Below are 23179 nucleotides of genomic sequence, written 5' to 3'. Positions count from 1 at the left end.
CCGCTCCGGGGGCCGGTCAGCGTCGCTTCATCTCCGAGGCGAGCAGCGAGCGCAGGACGACGGCGCAGACGGCGACCGAGACGCCGGTGATGGCGACCGCCAGGAGCATGGAGACCAGGACGGCGCCGACGACCAGGACCACGGCGGTGCCGCCGCCGACGAGGGCGAGCGCGGTGCCGGGAGTGAGCTGCACCGTCGGCCGAGCGGGCGCGGGGGCCGGGGCCACCGAGGCGGGCTGCGAGACCTGAGCGGCCGGGACGATGGTGGTCGGCTCGAGCACGGTGGGCGGCGTGACCTGGCCGGTCGGCGTGGGCATGGTCGGGATCTTCGGGCGGAACATCAGCGGTCTCCTTCGGCTACTTGACGACGGTGTCGATGGCGGGGGCAAGGACGCTGTCGGCGAGGAGGAAGCCACCGAGCAGCAGGACGGTGATGAGCCAGGCGGGCGGGCGGATGAGCTTGACGCCGAGGTAGCCGACGACGAGCAGCGCGAGCCAGAGCGGAACCTGCATCGCGGCCTCCTAGCGGACCTTGCAGCGGTGGGTGCGGGCGGCGAGCTGCGCGGCGGACTGGCTGGAGTAGTCGGAGGACCAGCCGCACCTGTCGGCGGTGCACACGGCGGCGTACTTGGTCTGGCCGTGGCGGTCGCGGTGGGTGCCGATCTGCACCGGGCCGATGCGCATCACGGAGTGGAAGTGGTCACGAGCAGGCATGGCAGTGGGTCTCCCTCGTGGTCAGGCGAGTTGGGTGGCGATGGCGTCGGCCAGCTGGGGCGGGACGCCGAGGCGGGCGCGCAGGGTGTCGGTGTCGATGGGCGAGCCGGTACGGGCCTGGTGGTCGTCGGCGACCTTGCGGGCGTGGTCGACCAACGCAGCCGGGACCGGCACGGCCGCAGCAACGGGCGGAGCCGCGACAGGACCAGAGGCAGGAAGCTCGGGAGCTTCCTCAACCTCAGGAGCGGAAGGGAATTCCAACTCCTTTTTGGTGGGCTGCGGTTCGGGCTCGATGTCGGGTGCGGGGGCCGGGGCTGCGGGTGCCGGCGGCTCCGGCACCGGGTCTGTGGCGGAGTGGGCCAAGAGCGTGCCGCCCATGAAGGCCAGCGCGGGCCAGGCGGCGACGAGGATGCGCAGCCAGGCCGGGACGTGGGTCAGGTCGAGGAGTCCGGCGGTGGCGACGTTGGCGCCGAGGGAGGCGACCAGGGCGATCACGAACCAGCACCAGGCCAGCCGGGACGGGCCGTGCGAGCGCAGCCGCCGCCAGGCAGCGACCAGGAGCAGGTCCACCGAGATCGGGTAGGCCCAGGCTTTCCAGCCGTCCTGTCCGGCAGCGGCGGCCAGGTCGTGGAGGTGGGCGAAGGACAGCGCCCCGGCGATGACGGCCTGGACCAGGACGGCGTCGACGCGGAGAGCGGGGCGAGTCATCACGGCTCCTTCCTGTCGTGAGGCATGGGAGGGGTAGGGACCTGGCGCGAAGCGGTCGCGCCGACCGGTGGAACGTGGAGGAGTCAGGCGGTGGCGGGGGCTGTCTTGGCCAGCGGCACCCGGGCCGAGGGCAGCGAGCCGGTCGCGGGCCGGTAGGCCGCCAGGGCGGACACGTCGGGGGTACGGTCGGCGTACTTGTTGCAGGTGTTCACGGCCTGGCGCAGCGAGGTGTGCGGGGCACGGATGCGGTGCCAGCCCCCAGTGGAGTCCCCGGCGATCGCGATGCCGCGTGTCTCGGCGGGTATCTGGATGGCGGCCAGGACGGCGTCCGGGGAGATGTCACCGAAGGCCATGTTGGCGGATGTCTCGTCGTTGACTCGGTGGGCGGTGCGGCCGGTGAGCTGGGCGCGGAGCATGGTGATGCCCTTGCCGAGTTCGGAGCCGAAGCGCTGCCCGCAGATCTCCAGGTAGATGCCGGCGGCGCGGCCGAGCTGGGCGAGGCGGACCAGGGCAGTGATGATGCGGTCCCGGCGCTTCTCCTCCTCCTTGCTGGCGAACAGGGCGAGTTCGGCGACCTCGTCGACCAGGACCACGACCGGGACGGGGCGGATGTCGTCGGGCAGGTCCCAGATGTCGGCGGCGATCTCCGCATCCGGCACCGCGACGCTGATGCGCTGCTCGGCCCGGATCAGTTGGTAGACCTCTACCATGTGCCCAACCAATGCTTCCAGCAGCTCAAGGGCGGTGTCGGGGTTGTCGGCCAGGGCGGAGAAGCGGCGTGCCAGGGGAAACAGCTCGACCCCTTGCTTGCAGTCGATGCCGACCAGGGCGACGTGCTGCGGGGCGAGCCCGGCGACCAGGTTGCGCTGGTAGACGGACTTGCCGGACTCCGTGGCACCGAGGGTCAGACCGTGCGGGACGGCGCGGTAGTCGCGGTAGTGCACCGAGCCGTCCTCACGGAGGGCGACCGGGACCCGCATGGGGGCGGGGTCGGTCTTGGCGGGCATCTGCACCCGTTGGAGGACGTCGTAGCCGGTCATCCGCACCTCAACGATGCCGGAGCGCACCTCGCGGGAGGTCACGCCGTACATCCCGAAGGAGTGGCGCAGCCGGTCTGTGGAAGCCGCCACGTCGAAGGCGTCCTGTCCCGGCCGGAGCTTCAGCCGCAGGACCATCCCGGTCCGGGTCGGCCGGAACCGCAGGATGCGCGGCGGGCGGGACTCCGGCACCGGCCGGTTGGTCATCCGGGCCAGAGTCAGGCGCCAGCGCGAGGGCGGGACCGTCAGGCCGCAGGCGTCCATGACCGAGGCGTAGCGAACCAGGACCCGCACGGTGGAGAGGGCGATCCCGAAGGTCAGCCAGTACCAGGCGGGGCGCCGCCACCGCAGGAGACCCGCAGCGGCGACGACCAGCACCAGAGCGACCAAGAACCAAGTCATGATCAGGCAGCCTTGGACTGCGTGTCAGCGGCGGCCAGGGAGGTCACGGCGACCGCACGGAACGCGATCCCGTGGCGCTTCTGACCGTTGAACTCGTTCTCCCACGCCGAGGCCACCAGGCCCGTCAGGGCGACCGGGGTCCCCATCGTCAGGTCCTCGGAGACGCCGGGCTGCGGAACGGTCAGCTTGAGGATCTCCACCTCATCCGGCGTGGAGAACATGACCTCCACAGTCATCAGCGTGACGCCGTCCTTGTCGAGGGCGATCTCACCGGTACGGCGGTCCTTGACCTTGGGCTGCGGAGCCTTGGCAACCATGACGGTCGCGTTGGCGGTGTCGACGGGAATCTGACGCATGGTCTGTCTCCTGAATTTGGAGGGCGGTTCGAACCGGCGGAAGCGCCGGTGAGATCAGGAGACCGCGAGAGGCAGTGGACGTATCACGGTCCGTATGGACGTTTAGGGACGTCTGAGCTATCGTCAAAACGTCCCTGAGAAGTCCTACGAGAGGGCAGCCATGGCGAACGAACGTCTGCGCGCGGCGATTTCAGCGAAGGGCGAGACGATCCAGTCCCTGGCTCAGCACGTCGGAGTCGACCCCAAGAGCGTGGAGCGCTGGATCACGACCAACCGCACGCCGCACCGGGGACACCGCTGGAAGGCCGCGAGCTTCCTCGGTGCCGATGAGGTCTATCTCTGGCCCACCGTCGAGAAGCAGGCCGAGTCCGCCAGCGCATCCGAGCTGATCACGTACTACCCCCACCGGGGCGCAGTTCCGGCAGCGCTGTGGTCATCGCTGATCGAAAAGGCGAAGGACCAGGTGGACATCCTCGTGTACGCAGGGCTGTTCCTCTTCGACAACCACCCGGACCTCCCGGACCAGTTGGCGGAGAAAGCCAAGGCCGGGGCCCAGGTTCGTGTCCTGCTTGGCGATCCCGACTCTGAGATGGTCCGCCAGCGCGGTGAAGAGGAAGGCATAGGGGGCGACCTGGCCGCACGTGCCCGGATCACGCGGCGCTACCTCGAACCGGCGATGACGACGCCCGGCGTCGAAGTCCGGTTGCACGACACGATCCTCTACAACTCGATCTACCGGTTCGATGACGACGTGCTCGTGAACCCGCACGTACTCGGAGCACCCGCCGGGCAGAACCCCGTGCTGCACTTCCGCTACATCCCGGGCGCCCGCACGTTCCGGCACTACATGCGCAGCTTCGACTACACCTGGGAGCGCGGTCGACCCGCCTAGGCAAACGCCGACACGTTGGAGACCGGAGCTGCGGGCGCCGGCGGACCCGGCACCTGGTCCCCGGCCGACGACGAGCGTGCGACGCTGGAGTCATGGCCCGAGTCGACTACTTCAACGATCCGAACGCGCCGAAGGCGAACAGCATCGTGCCGTCAGTAACCGCGGTGGCCCTCAACGGCGCCGGGGAAGTACTGCTGATCCACAAGACGGACAACGACCTATGGGCCCTGCCCGGTGGCGGGGTCGACGTCGGCGAGTCGGCACCCAATGCGGCCGTGCGCGAGACCAAGGAAGAGACCGGGTTCGACATCGAGGTGACGGGCCTGGTCGGCACCTACACCAACCCGGCTCACGTCATGGCGTACGACGACGGCGAAGTCCGCCAACAGTTCTCGATCTGCTTCCGAGCAAGCATCGTCGGCGGCGAGCTGCGCACGAGCAGCGAGAGCAAGGAAGTGGCGTTCGTGCACCCGAGTCGGCTGGACAGCCTGAACATCCATCCGTCGATGCGGATGCGGATCGATCACGGCCTGGCTGACCGGCCTGAGCCCTACGTCGGTTGATCGCCTAGGCGAGCGAGCGTCCGCCCGACAGCGGCGCCGAGGTACGGACGCGCCTTGCTGATCGCGTTATGCACCTCGCTACCCGGCTCGTACCGCTCCAAGATCTCATCAATGCGACTGTCGAAGACGAAGGACTGACCGGCCGGTCCAGTCGTCATGTCCGCGTAGATCAACGCGTCCAGGACCGGGGAGTCCTCTCGGTCGTACACGGCCAGCTCGGCAGTCAGGCCGCGCTGCTCGGCCTCATACACGGCGCCGGAGTGGTGAGCGACCAGGCGCACGAGCCGGGAGGGCGCACCAAGCGTCTCCAGATACCGCGCACCGTCGAGGGGATGAAAGCCCGTGTCCCGCAGTTCGGTGGCGTAACCGATGTCATGCAGCCACGCGGCAGCTACGAGCAGATCTCGGTCCCCTTCGGACACTGCCGCCGACGCTTCGCGGGCACGAGCCGCAACGGCCTGAGTGTGCAGCCAGCGATTCCCGAGGGGCGGCAACAGCGACTCGGCCAGCTCGGCCGCACCTTGAGGCGTGTCTAGAGCAGAGGACATAGATCGCACGGTAGCTCAGCGGGCACGCAGTCGACAGCCCCGGACTGACCCCAGGGATCATGGCGCGGTAAGACTTTCCCTACTTCATCAAGGCCCGCGCACGGCGCGGGCGCGCGCCGCCTCTGCGGCGCGGCCTGCCTCCTGTCTGCGCCCCGGCTGGCCGCGCCCGGCGGCGCGCTCGGCGGCTGCGGGCATGAAGCGGGAGACACCCTCTGTGGCTGGGGCGGTCGGCTCCACGGCTTTAGGCAGCCACTTTGGGGCGAGCCTCGAAGATCATGGCCCCAACGTCGTGCTTTAACGGGCAGGTCCACAGACTGCCCGACTCGCCGGAAGCTTACGGGGCCATGATCACTCGCCCCAAAGCAGCTCCAGCCCAAAGCCGTTCCGCCGACCTCATCGTAGTCCGCTCAGGTGGCTCCCTTGGGCCGTTAGAGCGGTAATTTCCCGGGCCTTGAAACCGTTAAGTCCCAGCAGGGCACCTTGCGAGTTATGAATAGCATCTCCGAAAGGCTCGCCAAAGAGCATCCGCACGAATTTAATCTTATGCAGAGCGTTGATCTCGAAAAGGTAGAATTTCTAGCTCGGAGCATTTCACAAGAATGGCAAGTTGACGGTGAAAGTGCTGCAATTGACAGTGAGTACCCTCCCGGCGTTGCTGTGGTAGCTCATGGGGGAGTGGTTTCCGCGGCGATCGTGGTGTACATTAATCCTCCCATTGCGCGCATTGTGCCACCTGCCGAATACGGAAATGGCGCGACTGATCATGAAATGGACCAACTCGATAAAGCGCTACATTCTCTTCAATTGAACATGACGGAGCGGATGGATCAAAAATCTTCCGAGTTGGCGATTATTGCCATCCCGCACCCGATCGAGTACGTAGGGCCGGGGAATTCCGCCCACTGCGGATCGTCCCCAGCCACTTTTGGCGTGCACGTTTATACCGGTTCTGGCTCGCGAGGAATCCTTACGGCGGGCCACGCGGCACCCGTTAACGGCGGCGGGGCATACGATTCGAACGCGAATTTGATTGGGAAGGTAGTCAACACTCAATACTGTGCACTCGCTGGACCCGGCGTAACTACAGCGGACATCGCGGTCATTGAACTGCTGCCGCACGTGCTGGACGGCCGTTTGTCTGCGCCGGTCGCCTCCGGGGTGACCACCGGGGCGGCACGTCTTGGGGACACCGTCACTGCCTACGGCTCAGTAACCAGTGGACGCAGCGCTCCGGTGCTTGCGGCCGGCACGCCATTCAGGGGTACGAGCCCAGACGGCGGAAACTTCGGGGAGGCGTTCATGACGCTCGGACCCATCTCAGCCCCGGGGGACTCGGGTGCGCCGGTCTTCAATCAGGCCGGGCTGCTGGTTGGGCATGTCGTCGCTGGCTACCCAGGTGTTTACAGCATCGTTCAAGATGCGGACTACCAAATGGCGGCAGTGGGTGCGACACTGCGGTGATGGTGAACCTGAAGGCGATCGAGAACTACGCCGCGGAGCGAATGGCGCACGATGAGTTGCTCACGTGGTCGTTCGATGCTGAGCTTGAGGTTGTCACACTCTATATCCCGCAGGATGTAGACGCCGAGACCTTCCCGGAAGAGCTGGAGGGTATCCGCGTCGTGATTCAAAAGCTCCCCCGACCAATACTGTTCTCCCAGGTAGGTGAGCCATGAGCCTGACTTCCGCTGCTTCTCACGTTCCAAGCATTGCCGACAACGTTGCAGTTTTCTGTTTGGTTACCTCGGGGATCTGCCTCGTGTTCGCCGTAGTTTTTGCATTTATCGATGACGAGTCATCGATTCGCGAGACAGCCAAGAAGGTCGCAACAAAGGCAGGCGGTAGCCTCGATAGCAAGGAAGCAGCGGATCAGTACAGAGAGCAGGCGGCGGGCGTCGATTATGGAGGCTTGGCGCAGCTAGCTGGAGCGATGGCTAAGCTAAATAGATCCGGCCGGTTCCTGATCGGGTCGCTTACTTTCGCGGCAGCGGCAGCAGTATCGGCTGGTTCTGCGGCAATTGCAGGTGCCGTGGCATAGTTCGGCCCAGCTAGCGTCCAAGTCTGACACGAGTGGGATCGAGCTTCGCAGTCCGGACTTTGCCTCAGTCGCTGATGCAGGACCCGTCGGCCATGGGGGACGGAGGGGTTCAATGTGAGGCGTCAGCCAAGCCGCGCGCAGTCTCCCTGCCGGCCTCCGAGGGCTTCGATGTCAGAGACAGTGACTTGGCGTTCCTGGTAGCCCTTGCGGTGTCTGCTTCGTACGACGTGCCAGACCTTCTCTTCCGGTTCTCGGCCCTTCGAACGAACTTCGCAGTCGTCCGCAAGGAAGCAACGCTCACCCCATGATCCATGAACGATTTAGTTCCGGGACCTGCTGACTTCCTGCACCTCCGTCAACAGATGGACAAGGCGCTCGTTTTCTTCCTTGGGCCACTCCTTCATCACGGCGTGCTCCCCGAGGACAGCCCAGCCGTTGGACACCAGCAATCCACAGACTGCCCCTCAAAGATGATCCAGCCAGCGTCGTTGTCCCCAGCGAGCCAACCGATCACGAAACGTAGCCGTGATTCCAGCTCGGCGCTCTCAACGGCCAGGCGACCTATGCCCTGTACAGCGCCCCAGAGTGCCAGGGGTGCGCCGGACGTGATCTCTTCGTCCATGCGGAACAGAGTCTGTGTCCGCCAGGCGTTCTGCACCGGTTTTCCTTCATACCGAGGCCAGGCGACAAGCCACCTGCTGAGGACGGCTAGGCCGTCCTTGGGCCGTCCGACGCCCCCCGAGGCCGATCAGCGACGACCGACAGTGACAGTCGAGCCACAGTCACCCAAACGCGAAACCGCAGGTCACAGCCCTTTGACCATACGGGTTACCACCCAAGGGTGGACGTCGGGCAAGATGGGGTATTTCTCCATTCCGGCGGTGATGCCGAGACACCCGCGCGGTCCCCTGCCGTAGTCCGTGATGAGTGTGCTGCGGGACAATGCCCAGCATGGATACGGGGGTTGTGGCACTCATCGGTGCAGTAGCGGCCGTCCTGGGCGCAGCTGTAGGTGCCGGAGGCGCCATCGGTGCAGCCGTAGTTAGCGGACGGACGCAAGCAGCGTCCCAGCACGACCAATGGCGCCGGCAGGTGCGCAGAGATGCCTACGTCGAGTTCCTCAGGTGCGTTGCACAGTTTCAAGAGCTACGCCGCACAGGGCGGGAGCAGGAACTGTTAGGCGAAGAGCTGCCACCTGGATCTGGCGATCGACTCAGGGGGCTCGTACGCGACATCAGCAAGGCGGTCCTTGTCGTTGAACTCGAAGGCCCAGCCAGCGTTGCCCATAGCGCGAGGACGGTTGAACGTTGCCTGGCAGACTGGCAAGGCACCACAGCCCTCGAACACCTGCTCGCTAGCCGTGGGCGCCCGCAACGAGCCGACATCCCATCGAGTGAAGAGCTCTTTGGCCGCGTCAATGCCGCGACAGCGGACTTCAAGGATCTCGCCCGTGGAGCTGTCGCAGGCAACGACGCTGCCAACAACTAGGTGAGTGTCTAACTGCGTGACAACGCCGACAGACGGCGGCGGACAACCGCGCACACCTGCGGACCATCGCAGCAGGTGAGAGGCACACCGCCCCAAGGTCCAGCATTCACTCAAGTTGCTTCGGGACGAAGAGGTCGTGGGTTCAAATCCCGCCACCCCGACAGTAAAATACCAGGTCAAGGGCCTGATCCTCGCTGAGGATCAGGCCCTTCCTGCATTCTCTGGAGATCGTTGGGACCGGCCGTAAGGAGCGTCTGGGTCAGGTCGCGTCGCAGGTGCACGTGTGCTGTTCTGGAAGCAGCCGCAGGAGGCAACACCGATGCGTCGCAGCCGGATTACCGCCTTCGTATCCACCCGGTCGCCCGCCCCCACCGGAGCGGACGGGGGGTTGCTGCCCACGCGGGATCTCGCGGCCGCCTGGATCCTCGTCGTCCTGATCGCGGTGCCCGCCTGGGCGCTGACGATCGGACAGGCCCGGGACATGGGGGTCGAGCCCGGCACCATGGGGATGGCGCTGCCCCTGTTCCTGCTGCTCTGGGTGACGATGATGGCGGCCATGATGCTGCCGTCCATGGCGCCGGTGGCCCTCACCTGGGTGCGGGGCATCGGACGGCAGTCCTCGGGCTGGACCCGGGCCGCCCGCTCCATCGAGTTCGTGGGCGGATATCTGCTGGTGTGGACGGCCTTCGGACTGCTCGCCTACGCGGCCCTGGCCTTCACCGGCGGCTTGGTGGACGACCATCCGACCGCCGGACGCTGGATCGGCTTGATCGCCTTCCTGCTGGCCGGCCTGTACCAGCTCGGTCCCCTCAAGCACGTCTGCCTGCGGCACTGCCGCGACCCGCTGAGCCATCTGGTGCGCTACGCCGGCTTCCGGCGACCGGCCCGCGACCTGCGGGTGGGCGTCCACCACGGCGCCTACTGTGTCGGCTGCTGCGCCGGACTGATGGTCGTCCTCATTCCGCTCGGCGTGATGAACGTGGCGGCGATGGCGGGACTGGCCTTGGTGATCTTCATGGAGAAGCTGTGGTCCCGGGGCTTGCTTCTCACCAGCGTCGTGGGCGTCGCCTTCCTCGTCCTGGCCCTGCTCGCCCCGTTTCAGGACTGGCTGCTGCCGGGGCTGCAGGGCTCGATGCCGTCGATGGACGGCATGTGATCACCCCTGTACCGCTGCCCACCACAGGGGCGATGGCCGACGTGGACGGGTTTCCCGACCGGGACGTGAGGTGCAAGCTGGAGGGGAGGCCACCCTCCCGGTCCCGGGAGCGGGCTCGGGATACGCGGTCTCGCCACTCCGAGTGAGCTCTTTCGGGCTCGGCAGGAGGGAAGCGAGATGACAGAGCAGGCCATCACCGTTACGCGCTGGCATCTGGCCGGCGACTGGTTCGACGTGTGCAAGTGCGCCATACCCTGCCCCTGCACGTTCGCGCAGCCGCCGACCTACGGTGACTGCGAAGGCGTACTGGTCTGGCACATTCGGGAAGGCAACTTCGGCGACGTACAGCTCGACGATCTCAACGTCCTGATGCTCGGCTCCTTCGAGGGCAACCCGTGGGCCGGCACGCATACCGATCCGTACGCCGCGGTCTTCCTCGACGAACGCGCCGACGACCGGCAGCGGGCTGCACTCGGGGCCGTCTTCGGCGGTGAGGCGGGCGGATGGCCGGCACAGTTCGGGGAGATGTTCCACCCGGAGATGCGCGGCATGGACATCGCCCCCATCCATGTGGAGATCGACGAGGACCTTGCCACTTGGCGAGCCGAGATCCCAGGCCGTGTCACGGCAACCGCCGAGGCTCTCACCGGCCCGACCACCCCGAACGGCGCACGCGTCCAGGTCCACAACGCCCCAGGCGCCGAAGTGGGGCCGGGCCAGATCGCCACGTGGGGCCGGGCCACCGTCGACCGCGCCGACGCATTCGGCTTCTCCTGGGAACGCTCCGGCAAATCGAGCAAGTACTTCCCATTCGACTGGAGCGGCCCTGACTGAGGATGTCCGGGCTGAGGATGTCCGGGCTGAGGACGCCGGAGTCGAGCTGGCTCAGCTGCCCGGTGTGCGCGCCGGAGCGACTGACGTCCAGGCGATTCTGGGCAGCCGACGGGTTCCGGGCCGTCGTGCTCACAGGCGGATGATGACCAGCGCCGTGTCGTCGGTGGTGCCGGAGGGTGGGAGAAGGTCTGCCAGCAGGGCGTCGGCCAGGGCCTCGGGGTCGGCTCGGCCGTGGCGGACGAGGGAGTCGGCGAGGCGGGCCAGGCCGGTGTCGATGTCCTCGTCACGGCGCTCGATCAGGCCGTCGGAGTAGAGGACCAGGGTGGCGCCCTCGGCGAAGGCCGTACTGGCCTCCGGCCGCGGAACGTGTTCGGGACGCGCGCCGAGAGGCGGATCGGTGGCCCGGTCGAGGAAGGTCACCGTGCCCTCGGGGTGGAGCAGGGCGGGTGGTGGGTGGCCGGCGCTGCTGTACGTGAGGGTGTGGGTCTCCCAGTCGATGTAGGTCTTCACCACTGTGGTCGACTCCGCACCGTCGACGTGGCGGGCGTACAGTCCGAGGGCCTCCAGCGCCCGGGCCGGGCCGTCGGCGACCCGGGCGGCCGCGCTCAGCGCGCTGCGCAACTGCCCCATGACGCAGGCAGCTTCCAGGCCGTGTCCGACGACGTCGCCGACCGCGACCGCGATGCGGTCGCCGGGCAGGTCGACCAGGTCGTACCAGTCGCCGCACACGTTCAGGGTGCCGACGGCGGGCCGGTAGCGGACGGCTGCCCGATGGTGCCCGACCGGCTCCGGGGCGGGCAGCATCGCCGCCTGCAGGGCCAGGGCGACCTCGCGTTCGCGCGCGTGGGCCCGACGCAGGCGTTCGTTGACTTCCTGCAGTTCACGGGAGCGGGTGTAGAGCTCGGCCTCCAGCACGCGGGCCCGGCTGCTCTCGCCGCCCGTGCCGCCGCGGGCGCGGGCGCGGGCGCGGGCGTGGATGAGTTCGGTGACCTCCTCCACCCGGTGTGCGATCAGCATCACCCGCCCGTCCGGGCCCAGCACGGGTGCGTTGACGGGGCTCCAGAAGTGTTCCACCCAGTGGCCGGGCCGCTCGGGGTCCTCGATGTCGTAGCGCAGCAGCGCCATGGTGTCGCGCTCGCCGGTGGCCACCACGCGGAGCATCGACGCCCGGGTCTCCCGCATGCCGGCCGCGGCGGGTTCATTGGGGTTCTCGGGGAAGACGTCGAAGATGTAGCGGCCCAGCAGTTGCTCACGGCTGCGCCCGGCCAGCCTGAGGAAGTCCTCGTTGGCGTCGGCGTACACCAGCTCGGGGGTGAGCAGAGCCACCATGCCGGGCAGGGCGTGGAAGACCGCCGCGTAGTCGATCTGCGGTTCCGTCATGTGTTGCCCGCCTCGGCGCCGACCATCACTGTGCGGATCCACGATAGGAGTGAACGCGCCTCGCCGGCCGGACAGCGCCGTCCCTGGAGTGGCCGGGGCCCGGCCACCGTCCGCCTTCCGGGCTCACCGCCCCCTTGTCCGCGAGGGTCCGGCGGGCCGCTGACCTCCTGAAGAACCGGGGGAAAGAACTACCCGCCCTCCCACCCTCCCCGGCCAGGAAGGCCGCGTCACCCGTCCGAGTGACCGGCTTGCAGGGGCGGGTAACGGACCGTTACGTTCGCCGCGACAACCGCAAACAGATACGGCCCCCGGCCGGGACTGGCATCCCGATCGAGGGCCTGACCGATCAGGAAGAAGCACCTTCCCGATGGATGACTCGCAGTCTAACGCGCCCCTGCGCTCCGACGCCGGAGCTCCGGCTTCCGGCGTGATTCACGTCCGCACCCGCCTCACCGCCGACTTCACGGTGATCTCCAACGCCCTCGCCCAGCGACGCGGCAGCGCGGTCACGATCGGCGTCGCGGCGTACATCTCCTCCCTGCCCGACGGCTCCCCCGTGAGCATCGCCGCCCTGTGCGCGCACTTCGACGAGGGCGAGATCCTCATCTCGCGAGCGCTGCGGGAGCTCGAAGCGGCCGGGTATCTGGAGCGCCGCCGGGTGCGCACGCCCACCGGGCAGGTCCGCACCCGGACGTACTTCTACGACGTCCCCGGCGGGGCCCCTGACGGCGGACCGCCTGAGCCTCCGAAGCCGCCCCGGCCCCGGAAGGCGTCCGCGGCCGAGGAGGCCACGCCCTCGCCCGCTCGGGAGCAGCCGGAGAAACCCCAGTCACTCTCCGACGCCGATCCCCGGGCGGTCGCCGTTCTGGCCTCGCTCCGCCGTGTCGATCCACGTCTCGTCCTGTCCGAGCAGGAGGCCGTGCGGCTGGCGCCTGCCGTCGCGCAGTGGCTCGCGGCCGGGGTCGACCCCTCCCAGATCACGGCGCTGCTGACCGCAGGGCTCCCCGATCGCTTCCTGACCCGGCCGGCGGGCATCCTCGCCTTCCGTCTCCGGGAGACACCCCTGCCCGCACCGCCTGCGAGCCGCCCGCTCGCCGAGGGCGCGAACCGCCCGGTCGTGCTGCCCTTCCAGACCTGCGACGGATGCGAGCGGGCGTTCCGCGCGCCGGAGCCCGGGTGCTGCCGGGAATGCCGCTCCAGGGAATCCCGGGATCACCTCCGAGCGGCTGGCTGAGCCGCCTGGGCCCGGGCCGGGGAGGGCTCGGCACAGCCCTTACGTGAGCGCCCCGGCCAGTGTTCCCGCCAGGGTGAGTGTGAGGAAGACCGCGCCCCAGGCCATCCCCCGGCGTATGCAGCGGTACTTGATCCAGACGGTGCGGGACAGGGCCTCCGGTGAGGTCAGGTCCCGGGCCGGGGTGGGGCGGGGCCGCGCGGCCAGGCCGAGCAGGACCAGGGACGGGGCGCAGGCCGCGCAGCCTGCCCAGACCAGGAGCTGGGGGATCACCGCGTACTGGGCGGGTGCGATGACGCCCGCGGCGATCGCGCCCAGCAGGGCGGTCAGGGCCGCGCCCAGGGTCGCCAGGGTCAGTTCGGCTCTGTTGTCGGCCTTCACGAGTTCCTCGCGGGCCTCGGTGCGGAACCGGCCTCCGTGTGTGGTCATGCGCCCCCCTCGCTGAACAGCGGGTTTCACGAGTACCCGGAAGTGGGCGGTCTAGTACGCCACTTCAGGTGTTCCAGGTTTCGTCATAGGGATCGTGCGGCGTGGGCACCGGCTTGGCGCGGGTGACCTCGAGATACGGGATCGGGCCGTTGTTGACCGGGTCCTTGGTCCGGCGGGGGGTGTAGCGGCCGGTGATCTCCAGCCAGGTGTCCGGGCTCAGGACCGGCGGGACGTTGCCGGTCAGGGCGATCTTGACCGGCTGGGCGTCCGCCGCACAGCAGTTGAGGCCCATGCGGACCAGGTACGGGGAACCCGCCCGGTCCAGGGTGACGAAGCCGGTGATCTTCAGCTCCCGGTCGCGCAGGGAGCGGCCGTCGCCGTAGACCGCTCGGCCCGCGTAGTCGGCCACGCCCAGGCGGAGGGGGCCGTCGGCCGGGAGGTCCGCGAAACCGAACGGCTTCTGGAGGGCCGTGCCGGTGTGGGACGCGCTGTAGGAGCCCAGGGCCGGCGGGGCGACCAGGATCAGAGCCAGGACGGGGAGCGTGAGGAGCCAGGTGACACGGGGTTCGTGGTGGTGGTCGTGCCCGTTCCCGGTGCCATCGTGTCCGCCCTCGGGGCCGTCGTGTCCGCCCCCGGCGCCATCGTGCCCGTGTCCGGTGCCGCGGCGTTCGTACCAGAGCGTCGCCGCCGCCGTCGCGATCAGTACCACGCCCGCCAGCAGGACCAGTGGGCGCAGACCCGCCTTGACGTAGCGCAGATAGAGATCCGTCATGCCGGCGTGCAGCAGCGTGGCGCCCAGCAGGAAGAGGAGGGCGCTCTGGGCCAGGCGGTTCACAGCAGGACCGTTCCGGTCAGGGCCGACACGACGACGGCCAGGGCGAAGGTCGCGGGGGCGAAGCGCAGGGCGAAGGCGCGGCCGAAGGTGCCCGCCTGCATCGCGAAGAGCTTCAGGTCGATCATGGGACCGACGACGAGGAACGTCAGACGGGCCGTCAGCGAGAACTGGGTCAGCGACGCCGCCACGAACGCGTCCGCCTCCGAGCAGATGGAGAGAAGGACGGCCAGGACGGCGAGGGCCAGGACCGACAACACGGGGTGCCCGGCCGCCAGTCGCAGCCACTCCGCCGGTACCACCGCCTTGAGCGTCGCCGCCGCCATCGCGCCGATCACCAGGAAGCCGCCCGCGTGCGTCACGTCGTGGCGCACCGAACCCCAGAAGGCCGCCCCCCTGCCCTGGCCCTCGTACGACGCCCTTTCCGGGGGACGCAGCCAGTCCGCGCGGCCGAGGCGGTGCCAGAGCCAGCCCATCGCGCAGGCCACCAGCAGGCTCGCGACGAAACGGGCCAGGACCATCTCCGGGTTGCCGGGGAAGGCCACGGCCGTCGCCGTCAGCACGATCGGGTTGATGGCGGGCGCGGAGAGGAGGAACGCCAGCGCCGCCGCGGGCGTGACGCCTCTGCGCACCAGTGCTCCGGCGACCGGCACCGAGGCGCACTCGCAGCCCGGCAGCACCGCGCCGGCCGCGCCCGCCACCGGGACCGCCAGGGCCGGGCGCTTCGGCAGGGCCCGGGCGAAGAACGACGGCGGCACGAACACCGCGATCGCCGCCGACAGCAGCACGCCGAGGACCAGGAACGGCAGCGCCTGGACCATGACCGCCACGAAGACCGTCATCCAGCTCTGCATCACGGGTGCGGCCAGAACCCCGCGGATCGGGCCCTGGAACATCACCGCCGTGACCAGCAGAAGGGTCAGCAGGAGGGCGGAGTTGAGGTGTCTGCCCTCGTCCCGGCCGTCCCGGAGGTCCCGGGCACCCCGGCTGTCCCGGGCGTCCCGGCCCTCCCGGCCGTCCCGTCCCCGGTCGGTCTCGATGTCCCCGTGCTCGCCGCTCTCCCTCGGGACGGTCTTCGTGGTGGCCACGGGCCCGGTACCTCCGGTGGTGCGCATGGGCATGCATTGCCTCCCCTTCGATACGGACGAGCGGGACCGGGCGTTCAGGCACCACGGTTCCCTTCTGGAACCAGCCGTCCCGGTGAGGCAGTCTTCTCCCTTGTGGGGAGCGTTCCGAATCAAGGTCAGCCAGGCGAACCGGCCACGCACATGGTCGTATGCGGTGACGACGGGCTCGCCCATCGGCTGGCCGCCGAACTCCGGGGTGTCTACGGCGAACAGGTCACGCTCGTCGTACCGCCGTCGGGACGCCGGGTGCGGCAGCCGGTGGTCGGACGGGCCCGGGCCGCCTCGGCGGCCCTGCTCGACCGGGTCAGCGCGGCCGTCAATCGGACGGGCGCGGGCAGCGCCGAACCGGCCGCCACCGAACAGGTCGTGGAGGCCGCCGAGATCACCGAGGCCGTGCTCACCGAGGTGGGCGCCGACCGGGCGGCGGCTCTGGCGCTCGTGTACGACGACGACGAGACCAACATCCGCGCCGCGCTCACGGCCCGCCGGATCAACCCCAGCCTGAGGCTCGTACTGCGGCTCTACAACAGGCGGTTGGGGCAGCACATCGAGGAACTGCTCGACCAGACGGCGGCCGTGGCCTCCGGGGCTGGGCCGGGCGCGGGCGCCGACACCTCGACGACCGTGCTGTCCGACGCCGACACGGCCGCGCCCGCGCTGGCCGCCACCGCCCTCGTCGGCACCAGCAAGGTCGTCCAGACGGAGGGGCTCGTCCTGCGGGCCGTGGAGCGGCAGCCGCCGCGGCCGGGTGAGGTGGCCGACCCCGGGCTGTGCACCCTGGCGCTGCTGTCCGCGACGAGCAACGACCCGGCCGGTGCCGACGGTTCCGAGAGCAGCGGGGAGCACGGGCCTCAACTGCTCCCGGACGAGATGGCGGTGGCGTCGGCGACCGGGCGCGGGACCGTCGTCCTGGAGCAGGTGGCGTACTCCGGGCCGTCCCTGCCCTCCGGACGGGGCGGTGTGCCGCCCTTCGCCTCGCTGTTCTCGCGCCGGCTGCGGTGGTCGCTGGCCGGGCTGGTCGGGTGCGTGCTCGCGCTCGCCGTCGCGTTGATGTTCGTGACCGGGGAGCATCCCCTGTACGCCACGTACGTCACGCTCCTCGACCTCTTCGGCATCAACGATCCCGCGTACCACGAGTCCACCGGGCGGCAGGTCCTGCAACTGCTGTCCGGACTGGTCGGGTTGCTGCTGCTGCCGGTGCTGCTGGCCGCGGTGCTGGAGGCCCTGGGCACGTTCCGCAGCGCGTCCACCCTGCGCAAGCCGCCGCGGGGGCTCGGTGGGCACGTGGTGCTGCTCGGGCTCGGCAAGATCGGGACGAGGGTGCTGACGCGGTTGCGTGAGCTGCACATTCCCGTGGTGTGCGTCGAGTCCGACCCGGAGGCCAGGGGGATGGCCACGGCGCGGCGGCTGCGGGTGCCGGTGGTGCTCGGGGACGTCACGCAGGAGGGGGTGCTGGAGGCCGCCAAGATCCACCGGGCGAGCGCCCTGCTGGCGCTGACCAGCGCGGACACGACGAATCTGGAGGCCTCGCTGTACGCGCGGTCCGTGCGGCCCGATCTGCGGGTCGTGCTGCGGCTGTACGACGACGACTTCGCGACCGCCGTGTACCGGACCCTGCGGGCCGCTCATCCCTTCGCCCTCACGCGGAGCCGGAGTGTGTCGCATCTGGCCGCGCCCGCGTTCGCCGGGGCGATGATGGGGCGGCAGATCCTGGGGGCGATTCCGGTGGAGCGGCGGGTGCTGCTGTTCGCGGAGGTGGAGGTGGCCGGGCATCCGCAGCTGGAGGGCAGGACGGTGGCGGAGGCGTTCCGGGGCGGGGCCTGGCGGGTGCTGGCGCTCAATACGGCACCTCCTGGGGGGCGGCGGAGTGAAGGGGAGAGTGCGGAGGAGGAGGGTGCGCCGGCCTCGGGGCTGGTGTGGGATCTGCCTCCTACGTATGTACTGGGGGCCGGTGATCGGGTGGTGCTGGCGGCGACTCGGCGGGGGCTGGCGGAGTTGCTGGGGCGGAGGCGGAGGGAACGGGCCGGGGCGTAGCCGCCGGTTCGCTGCGCGGCTCGGCGTTACGAGGCACCCGGCGCTGCACTGCTGCCGGGGCGTCACGCAACCCGGGGCAGCGGGGTGCCGCCCGCGCCCACCCGTGCCGCCCCTGGCGGCACGCATGCCCGCGGGCTAAGGGCGACCGCACCCCACCACGTGGGCGACCCCGTGGTGCCCCCGGCGGCGCGATTGCCGCGGGTTGCGCGGCAACCCGAGGGGCGCGGGGAACCGCGCGATCAGCCGCGGCACACCCGCCACCGCCACACCGCCCGCGCCGCCGAGCTACTGGGCGCTCCCCCGCCCCTTCAGGTACCTCTCCGCGAACTCCAGTTCCAGCCGCACCTGCTTGATCCGTTCGTCCACCACCAGGGAGCCGTGACCCGCGTCGTAGCGGTACACCTCGTGGACCGCGCCTCGCTGCTCCAGGCGTTTGACGTAGTTCTCGATCTGGCGGATCGGGCAGCGCGGGTCGTTGACGCCGGCCGAGATGTAGACCGGGGCCTTGACCTGGTCGACGTAGGTCAGGGGAGAGGACGCCTCGAAGCGGTCGGGGACCTCCTCCGGGGTGCCGCCGAGGAGGGTGCGGTCCATCGCCTTCAGCGCTTCCATCTCGTCGTGGTACGCCGTGACGTAGTCGGCGACGGGGACCGCCGCGATGCCCAGCGTCCACGCGTCGGGCTGGACGCCGAGGCCGAGGAGGGTGAGGTAGCCGCCCCAGGAGCCGCCGGTGAGGACGATGCGGCCGGGGTCGGCGAGGCCGGAGCTGACGGCCCATTCGCGGACCGCGGCGATGTCCTCCAGCTCGATGAGGCCCACGCGGTGCTTCAGGGCGTCGGTCCAGGCACGGCCGTAACCCGTCGAGCCGCGGTAGTTGACCCGGACCACCGCGTAGCCGTGGTCGACCCAGGCCGCCGGGCCCGCCGCGAAGGAGTCGTTGTCGTGCCAGGTCGGGCCGCCGTGGATGTCGAAGACCGTGGGGAGCGGGCCGGTGGTGCCCTTCGGCCTCTGGACCAATGCGTGGATGCGGCCGCCGGGGCCCTCCACCCACACGTCCTCCACCGGCACCGAGCCGGGTGACTTCATGCCGGGCGGGTCGAGCACGACACCGCCCGTCGTGGAGCGCAGCGCCGACGGTTCGGCGGCCGAGGACCACAGGTACTCCACGCTGCCGTCGGGCCGGGCCGTGGCGCCGGAGACCGTGCCGGGCGGGGTCGGGATCTCCACCAGGGCGCGGCTCGAGAGGTCGTAGCGGAACAGCTCGCTGCGGGCCTCGAAGCCGTGCACGATGAGCAGGCCGGTGCCGTCCGGGTACCACTCGGCGCTGACGTCGCCGGGAAGCTCCAGCGCCAGGTCCGTCTCCTCGCCCGAGGCCACGTCCCACACCAGGGGCTCCCAGCGGCCGCGTCGCTGGTGGCCGATGAGCAGGCGGGTGTCGCCGTCGACGGGGGCGAAGCCGAGGACCTCGAGGCCGAGCTCGCGGGTCCCGCCCTCGGTGTCGTCGAGGTCGGCGACCGGGGTGCCGTCGGGGCGCAGGACGCGCAGGGCCGAGTGCATGGCGTCGCCGTGCTCGGTGTGCTCGACGGCGATGAGGGAGCCGTCGTGGGAGAGGTCGCCGACGCCGGCGGACTCGCGGTGGCGGTAGATCTCCACCGGCTCCTCGCCGGTGCGGACGAGGTGGATCGTCGTACCGTCCTCGTCGGTCGAGCGGCCCACGACCGCCGTGCGCCCGTCGCGGCCGAGGGCGAGGCCCGCAGGGTAGGAGGCCTCAAGACCCGCGGCGGCCGGTTCGTCCGCACCGCCCGTGAACGGCTGGCGGCGCCATACGCCGAACTCGTCGCCGTCCTTGTCGTCGAACCACCAGATCCACGCGCCGTCCGGCGACAGCACGCCGTCCGTCGTGCCGTTCGGCCGGTCCGTCACCTGGCGCTGGTCGCCCGTCGACCGGTCCCACGCGTACAGCTCGTACGTCCCTGTCGCGTTCGACACGAACAGGGAGCGGTCCGGCGCGTCCTCCGCCCAGTCGGGCAGGGACACCCGGGGCGCCCGAAAGCGCTTCTCCCAGTCCGGCATCCGCTCCTGCTGTCCCGCCTGTACCACTTGTTCGTGCTGGTCCCGCGGGTCCCGCTGGTCCCGCGCATCGGACGCGTTGCTCTCAGTCATGGCCCCATACTGCCCGCCCCGGCCGACAATGCGCTGCCGAGGTGCCCAGCCTGTGGATAACCTCCACCGGTTCCCCTTCCCGGGCAGGTCAGGGCCGACTGTCAGTGGTGGCGGGCACACTGCTCGACATGACCGATCTGCGCAAGACCGTCGAGAGGTTCTGGGCCGCGGCCGAGGCCCGGGACTGGACCGCGTTCGCCGCCACCTTGTCCGAGGACGTCGTCTACACACTGCCCCAGACGCGCGAACGCATCAGCGGCCGGGAGCGGTACGTCCGGTTCAACCGCGAGTACCCGGGCGACTGGCACCTGCGCGTCGAGCGCGTCGTCGCCGAGCCGGGACAGGTCGTCAGCTGGATCCACGTCAGGGTGGGGGCGGAGGAGATGGACGCCGTCTCCTTCTTCACCGGAGACGCGGAAGGCCGCATATCCGCCATCACCGATTTCTGGCCCGAGCCGTACGAACCCCCGGCGGGCCGGGAGCACCTGGCCGAGCGGTACTGAGCGGCGCCCACCCCGCAGTCCGGACCCTTCGGGCAGCCCCGTACCTTTGGGGTGTGTACCGGTTTCTGCTGACGCCCCGATGGTGGGGGATCAACGTCTTCGTGCTGTTGTCCATCCCCTTCTGCATCTTCATGGGGTCCTGGCAGCTGGGCCGGTTCGAGGACCGCGTGCAGGACCACCGCACCGCGACCGAGCAGGTCTCCGAGGCCCGGCACGAGGCGCCCCGGCCGCTCGCCGAGCTGCTGCCGGTGACCAAGGCGACGTCCGGCAAGCAGGTCACCGCGACCGGCCGCTACGGCAAGCAGCTGCTGGTGCCGGACCGGGAGCTCGACGACAAGCGGGGCTACTACGTCCTGACGCTGCTGCGCACCGACTCGGGTGAGGCCCTGCCGGTCGTCCGCGGCTGGCTGCCCGGCTCCCCGGACGTGGCCGGGGCCCCCGCCCCGCCCACCGGTGAGGTCACGGTCACGGGGGCGCTCCAGGCGTCCGAGTCCCCTGGTGACAACGGCGTCAGCGCAGCGGGCGGTCTGCCGTCCGGGCAGACCTCGGCGATCAGCGCGGCGTCTCTGGTGAACCTGGTGCCGTACGACGTGTACGACGCGTGGGTCACGCTCGCCAAGGGCGACTCGGGCATGAAGGCGGTGCCCGCGAGCGCCCCGCCGGACTCGGGTCTCGACCTGAAGGCGTTCCAGAACCTCGGCTACACCGCCGAGTGGTTCGCCTTCGTCGGGTTCGTGATCTTCATGTGGTTCCGGTTGCTGCGGCGCGAGGTGGAGTTCGCCCGGGACGCGGAGCTGGGCCTGGTCCAGGAGGACCAGGAGGAGGAGCGCGTGGTCGCCTGACGAGGCGACCACTCCCTGCTCGGCGAGGCCGGCCGTCCTGGAGAGGCAGGCCTACGAGGCCGCCAGCACGCCCGTCCAGTACACGGTCCCCGCGCACGCGTTGGACACCGTGACCGAGCTCGCGCCCGAGCCGGTACCCGGCGTGTACGTCACCGCCACACTGCCGTCGGTCGTGCCGTCCTCCGTGGCCAGCTGCGGGGCCGTGCCCGTGTCGCCGCCGGTGGAGGTGCCGCCCGTCTCCGTCGTGTCGCCCGACGGGGTCGGGTCGGGGCTGGGGTCGCCGGGGCCGCCGACGCTGCCGCCGGGGGTGGGGCAGGTCTCGGTCGGGACCCAGGCGAACTTCACGTCGTAGGCGGCTCCGGGCGCGAGCTCCAGCTGGGCCGCCTCCAAGGAGGGGTCGGGCAGGCCGGCCGCCGCGTCCCCGGCCGCGTGCCGGGCCGTGCTGACCTTGCTGATGTCGGCCGTGCCCTGCGGCAGCGCGGTCACCGAGCCGGGGCCGGTGACCGTACAGCTCGCCGCGGAGACGTTGGTGACGCGGAAGGAGCCGTAGACCGCGCCCGTGGAGTCGGGGGCGGCGCTGCTTCCGCTGGCGGGGCCGAGCTGGGCCGCGGTGCACGCGGCGATGCCGGCGGTGGTGCTGGAGGAAGGGTCGGCGCCCTGGGTCGCGCCGGTGGCGGCGCCCGTGCCCTTGCCCTTGTCCTCCTTCTTCTTTTCGCCCTTTTCCTTGCCCTCGGTCTTGCCGGAGGAGCCGCCCACGGTGCTCTCGCCGCCGTCCGGTCCCTTGCCCTGGCTCGCGCCGCCCTGGGTCTCGGAGGCGTGGCCGATGGCGGACGGGTTGGCGTCGGAGCCGGTGGAGTTGGAGACGTGCACGAGCGCGGGGACGGCGGTGCCGATGAAGAGGCACGCGGCGGCCATGCCGACGACGGCCTGCCGCTTGCGGGTCCGCCGCTGGGGCACCGCCTTCCGGAGGTACTCCAGGGTGCCGTCGCGCGGTTCCACCTCCTGCACCACCTGGTGCAGCATCGTGCGCAGGTCCAGCTCGTCCGAGTCGAACCCTTCGGGGCTCTGATCGTCGGGGCCGTGGTTCACAGTTCCGTTCCCAGCGTGCGATTGCTTCGGATCTTGCCCGTGCGGCCCGGCCGGCTCGTGCCGGTCGCGCCCGTCACGGCCCGCTCCGTCCGAGGCGCTCATACCGGCGCCTCCATGGCCAGCCGGAGCGCCGCGATGCCGCGCGAGCCGTACGCCTTGACCGAGCCCAGGGATATCCCGAGGGCCTCGGCGACCTGCGCCTCGGTCATGTCCGCGAAGTAGCGCAGCACCAGCACCTCACGCTGGCGGCGCTGCAGGCCCTTCATCGCCTTGATGAGGGAGTCGCGCTCCAGCTGGTCGTAGGCGCCTTCCTCGGCACTGGCCATGTCGGGCATGGGCTTCGACAGCAGCTTCAGGCCGAGTATGCGGCGGCGCAGCGCGGAGCGCGAGAGGTTGACGACCGTCTGCCGCAGGTACGCCAGGGTCTTCTCGGGGTCGCGGACCCGCTTGCGGGCCGAGTGGACCCGGATGAAGGCCTCCTGGACGACGTCCTCGCAGGAGGCGGTGTCGTCGAGGAGGAGGGCGGCGAGACCCAGCAGCGAGCGGTAGTGCGCGCGGTAGGTCTCGGTGAGGTGGTCGACGGTGGTGCCGGCCGCGACGTCGTCCTCGGCGCCGTCGCGCTGGTTCGGTATGCGGGCCGGCCGCGCTGCGGGCACGGGCGCGATCACCGGCATGCCACCGGGCGTACCGGCCATGCGGGGTCGTAGAGCCGCCGGACGGGGCGGTCGTAGGACCGTGCCGCGTGCCGCGCTGAAGTCGAGTACCTCTGCCACGCCTGTTGGACACGCTCACCCCTGTGAGGGTTGTACGTGCC

Annotated in this window: 25 protein-coding genes; 11 read left to right on the top strand and 14 right to left on the bottom strand. The window is 70.0% G+C overall.

Annotated elements, in window-relative coordinates; genetic code table 11:
* Positions 1-16 precede the first annotated feature (16 nt).
* The 6 genes from AC07DF_RS14940 to AC07DF_RS14915 form a co-directional block, all read right to left on the bottom strand.
* Positions 17-340, bottom strand: a complete 324-nt coding sequence (locus AC07DF_RS14940) for a SpdD-like protein (protein WP_478970636.1) — start codon at positions 338-340, stop codon at positions 17-19.
* A gap of 16 nt (positions 341-356) precedes the next feature.
* The gene (locus AC07DF_RS14935; protein WP_478970634.1) at positions 357-512 is read right to left on the bottom strand and encodes a hypothetical protein; all 156 of its coding nucleotides are present in this window, start codon (positions 510-512) and stop codon (positions 357-359) included.
* A gap of 9 nt (positions 513-521) precedes the next feature.
* Positions 522-713, bottom strand: coding sequence for a mobile element transfer protein (locus AC07DF_RS14930; RefSeq protein ID WP_193507144.1), 192 nt, complete (start codon positions 711-713; stop codon positions 522-524).
* A 21-nt stretch (positions 714-734) separates the two neighbouring features.
* The gene (locus AC07DF_RS14925; protein ID WP_478970632.1) at positions 735-1421 is read right to left on the bottom strand and encodes a DUF2637 domain-containing protein; all 687 of its coding nucleotides are present in this window, start codon (positions 1419-1421) and stop codon (positions 735-737) included.
* Between the two features lie 83 nt (positions 1422-1504).
* Positions 1505-2860 carry an FtsK/SpoIIIE domain-containing protein gene (locus AC07DF_RS14920; protein ID WP_478970630.1) on the bottom strand — a complete coding sequence of 452 codons (1356 nt, stop codon included), beginning with the start codon at positions 2858-2860 and terminating at the stop codon, positions 1505-1507.
* A 2-nt stretch (positions 2861-2862) separates the two neighbouring features.
* Positions 2863-3216, bottom strand: a complete 354-nt coding sequence (locus tag AC07DF_RS14915) for an SCO3933 family regulatory protein (RefSeq protein WP_478970628.1) — start codon at positions 3214-3216, stop codon at positions 2863-2865.
* A gap of 160 nt (positions 3217-3376) precedes the next feature.
* Here AC07DF_RS14915 and AC07DF_RS14910 point away from each other — a divergent pair, with 160 nt between their 5' ends.
* Positions 3377-4108: an XRE family transcriptional regulator gene (locus tag AC07DF_RS14910; RefSeq protein ID WP_478970626.1), complete on the top strand. Its 732-nt coding sequence runs from the start codon at positions 3377-3379 to the stop codon at positions 4106-4108.
* A 92-nt stretch (positions 4109-4200) separates the two neighbouring features.
* The gene (locus AC07DF_RS14905) at positions 4201-4671 is read left to right on the top strand and encodes an NUDIX hydrolase (protein WP_478970624.1); all 471 of its coding nucleotides are present in this window, start codon (positions 4201-4203) and stop codon (positions 4669-4671) included.
* Here AC07DF_RS14905 and AC07DF_RS14900 read toward each other — a convergent pair.
* On the bottom strand, positions 4659-5219 hold the full coding sequence (locus AC07DF_RS14900; protein ID WP_478970622.1) for an HD domain-containing protein: 561 nt from the start codon (positions 5217-5219) through the stop codon (positions 4659-4661). The two genes, AC07DF_RS14905 and AC07DF_RS14900, sit on opposite strands and share 13 nt — an antisense overlap.
* 489 nt (positions 5220-5708) lie before the next feature.
* Between AC07DF_RS14900 and AC07DF_RS14895 the strand changes: the two genes are divergently transcribed.
* The 5 genes from AC07DF_RS14895 to AC07DF_RS14875 all read left to right on the top strand — a co-directional run bounded on the left by AC07DF_RS14895 (position 5709) and on the right by AC07DF_RS14875 (position 10735).
* Entirely contained in the window at positions 5709-6680 is a 972-nt protein-coding gene (locus AC07DF_RS14895; RefSeq protein ID WP_478970620.1) for a chymotrypsin family serine protease, read from the top strand.
* Positions 6680-6895 carry a hypothetical protein gene (locus AC07DF_RS14890; protein WP_478970618.1) on the top strand — a complete coding sequence of 72 codons (216 nt, stop codon included), beginning with the start codon at positions 6680-6682 and terminating at the stop codon, positions 6893-6895. Before AC07DF_RS14895 ends, AC07DF_RS14890 begins: the two co-directional genes overlap by 1 nt.
* Positions 6892-7257, top strand: coding sequence for a hypothetical protein (locus tag AC07DF_RS14885; RefSeq protein WP_478970616.1), 366 nt, complete (start codon positions 6892-6894; stop codon positions 7255-7257). Before AC07DF_RS14890 ends, AC07DF_RS14885 begins: the two co-directional genes overlap by 4 nt.
* Positions 7258-9064: 1807 nt before the next feature.
* Complete coding sequence (locus AC07DF_RS14880; RefSeq protein ID WP_478970615.1) at positions 9065-9901, top strand: DUF2182 domain-containing protein; 837 nt, start codon at positions 9065-9067, stop codon at positions 9899-9901.
* 177 nt (positions 9902-10078) lie between these two features.
* On the top strand, positions 10079-10735 hold the full coding sequence (locus AC07DF_RS14875) for a DUF1326 domain-containing protein (RefSeq protein ID WP_478970613.1): 657 nt from the start codon (positions 10079-10081) through the stop codon (positions 10733-10735).
* Between the two features lie 129 nt (positions 10736-10864).
* Here the strand turns inward: AC07DF_RS14875 and AC07DF_RS14870 are convergent, their stop codons facing one another.
* Complete coding sequence (locus tag AC07DF_RS14870; RefSeq protein WP_478970612.1) at positions 10865-12115, bottom strand: PP2C family protein-serine/threonine phosphatase; 1251 nt, start codon at positions 12113-12115, stop codon at positions 10865-10867.
* 367 nt (positions 12116-12482) lie between these two features.
* Here AC07DF_RS14870 and AC07DF_RS14865 point away from each other — a divergent pair, with 367 nt between their 5' ends.
* A complete protein-coding gene (locus AC07DF_RS14865) occupies positions 12483-13349 on the top strand; it encodes a hypothetical protein (protein ID WP_478970610.1) in 867 nt (288 codons plus the stop codon).
* 39 nt (positions 13350-13388) lie between these two features.
* Here the strand turns inward: AC07DF_RS14865 and AC07DF_RS14860 are convergent, their stop codons facing one another.
* The 3 genes from AC07DF_RS14860 to AC07DF_RS14850 form a co-directional block, all read right to left on the bottom strand.
* A complete protein-coding gene (locus tag AC07DF_RS14860; protein WP_478970608.1) occupies positions 13389-13775 on the bottom strand; it encodes a Pycsar system effector family protein in 387 nt (128 codons plus the stop codon).
* A gap of 64 nt (positions 13776-13839) precedes the next feature.
* On the bottom strand, positions 13840-14610 hold the full coding sequence (locus tag AC07DF_RS14855; protein ID WP_478970607.1) for a TIGR03943 family putative permease subunit: 771 nt from the start codon (positions 14608-14610) through the stop codon (positions 13840-13842).
* On the bottom strand, positions 14607-15728 hold the full coding sequence (locus AC07DF_RS14850; protein WP_478970605.1) for a permease: 1122 nt from the start codon (positions 15726-15728) through the stop codon (positions 14607-14609). The genes AC07DF_RS14855 and AC07DF_RS14850 overlap by 4 nt, the downstream gene beginning before the upstream one ends.
* Positions 15729-15875: 147 nt before the next feature.
* Here AC07DF_RS14850 and AC07DF_RS14845 point away from each other — a divergent pair, with 147 nt between their 5' ends.
* On the top strand, positions 15876-17768 hold the full coding sequence (locus AC07DF_RS14845; protein ID WP_478970603.1) for a potassium channel family protein: 1893 nt from the start codon (positions 15876-15878) through the stop codon (positions 17766-17768).
* 285 nt (positions 17769-18053) lie between these two features.
* Here the strand turns inward: AC07DF_RS14845 and AC07DF_RS14840 are convergent, their stop codons facing one another.
* Positions 18054-19931, bottom strand: a complete 1878-nt coding sequence (locus AC07DF_RS14840) for a S9 family peptidase (protein ID WP_478970601.1) — start codon at positions 19929-19931, stop codon at positions 18054-18056.
* A 128-nt stretch (positions 19932-20059) separates the two neighbouring features.
* On the opposite strand from AC07DF_RS14840, the gene AC07DF_RS14835 reads away from it, so the two are divergent.
* Both AC07DF_RS14835 and AC07DF_RS14830 read left to right on the top strand, forming a co-directional pair.
* Positions 20060-20434 (top strand): nuclear transport factor 2 family protein, encoded by a 375-nt coding sequence (locus tag AC07DF_RS14835; protein WP_478970599.1) that lies wholly within the window; start codon positions 20060-20062, stop codon positions 20432-20434.
* A 53-nt stretch (positions 20435-20487) separates the two neighbouring features.
* Positions 20488-21276 carry an SURF1 family protein gene (locus tag AC07DF_RS14830; RefSeq protein ID WP_478970597.1) on the top strand — a complete coding sequence of 263 codons (789 nt, stop codon included), beginning with the start codon at positions 20488-20490 and terminating at the stop codon, positions 21274-21276.
* 51 nt (positions 21277-21327) lie between these two features.
* Here the strand turns inward: AC07DF_RS14830 and AC07DF_RS14825 are convergent, their stop codons facing one another.
* Both AC07DF_RS14825 and AC07DF_RS14820 read right to left on the bottom strand, forming a co-directional pair.
* On the bottom strand, positions 21328-22365 hold the full coding sequence (locus AC07DF_RS14825; RefSeq protein WP_478970595.1) for a hypothetical protein: 1038 nt from the start codon (positions 22363-22365) through the stop codon (positions 21328-21330).
* 98 nt (positions 22366-22463) lie between these two features.
* On the bottom strand, positions 22464-23039 hold the full coding sequence (locus tag AC07DF_RS14820; RefSeq protein ID WP_478970992.1) for a SigE family RNA polymerase sigma factor: 576 nt from the start codon (positions 23037-23039) through the stop codon (positions 22464-22466).
* Positions 23040-23179 lie beyond the last annotated feature (140 nt).

It is taken from the genome of Streptomyces sp. NPDC044719, from assembly GCF_056433405.1.
The sequence above is the reverse complement of the archived record's forward strand: the minus strand, read 5'-3'. Positions and strand labels throughout refer to the sequence as shown.